The 1,107-nt window shown below is 60.6% G+C and carries 1 protein-coding gene; it reads left to right on the forward strand.

Going from position 1 to position 1,107, the window contains the following annotated elements; translation table 11 throughout:
* Positions 1 to 1,107 (forward strand): elongation factor Tu (tuf, locus tag BUB78_RS20035; protein WP_073201196.1); only part of this gene is annotated, 1,107 nt, incomplete at its 5' end.

Here is a 1,107-nt window from a genome sequence, read left to right on the forward strand (position 1 = left end):
GGCAAGACGACGTTGACGGCTGCGATCACGAAATACTTCGGCGATTTCAAAGCCTATGATCAGATCGACGGCGCGCCCGAAGAAAAGGCACGCGGGATCACGATTTCGACCGCGCACGTCGAATATGAGACCGAGAACCGTCACTACGCGCACGTCGACTGCCCCGGCCACGCCGACTATGTGAAGAACATGATCACCGGTGCGGCGCAGATGGACGGCGCGATCCTGGTTGTGAACGCGGCCGACGGCCCGATGCCCCAGACCCGCGAGCACATCCTGCTGGGTCGCCAGGTGGGTATCCCCTACATGGTCGTCTACATGAACAAGGTTGACCAGGTTGACGACGAAGAGCTGCTGGAACTGGTGGAAATGGAAATCCGCGAGCTTCTGTCTTCGTATGACTACCCCGGCGACGACATCCCGGTCATCCCTGGTTCGGCTCTTGCCGCGATGGAAGGCCGTGACCCCGAGATCGGCGAAAACTCGATCCGCGCGCTGATGGCGGCTGTGGATGAGTACATCCCGACCCCGGCCCGTGCCGTTGACCTGCCGTTCCTGATGCCGATCGAAGACGTGTTCTCGATCTCGGGTCGTGGTACGGTTGTGACCGGCCGTATCGAGCGTGGCGTTGTCAACGTTGGCGACGAACTTGAGATCGTGGGCATCCGCGACACCAAGAAAACCACCTGTACCGGCGTTGAAATGTTCCGCAAGCTGCTGGATCGTGGTGAGGCTGGCGATAACGTTGGTGTTCTGCTGCGCGGTATCGACCGTGAGGGCGTTGAGCGTGGTCAGGTTCTGTGTAAGCCGAAGTCGGTCAACCCGCACACCAAGTTCGAAGCCGAAGCCTATATCCTGACCAAGGATGAAGGTGGCCGTCACACGCCGTTCTTCGCGAACTATCGCCCGCAGTTCTACTTCCGGACCACGGATGTGACCGGCACCGTCGAGCTGCCCGAGGGCACCGAGATGGTCATGCCCGGTGACAACCTGAAGTTCACCGTCGAACTGATCGCCCCGATCGCCATGGAAGACGGCCTCCGTTTCGCCATCCGCGAAGGCGGCCGTACCGTCGGCGCCGGCGTCGTCTCCAAAATCATCGAGTAA

Origin of the sequence: Roseovarius marisflavi, from assembly GCF_900142625.1 — a bacterium.
Lineage (GTDB): Bacteria > Pseudomonadota > Alphaproteobacteria > Rhodobacterales > Rhodobacteraceae > Roseovarius > Roseovarius marisflavi.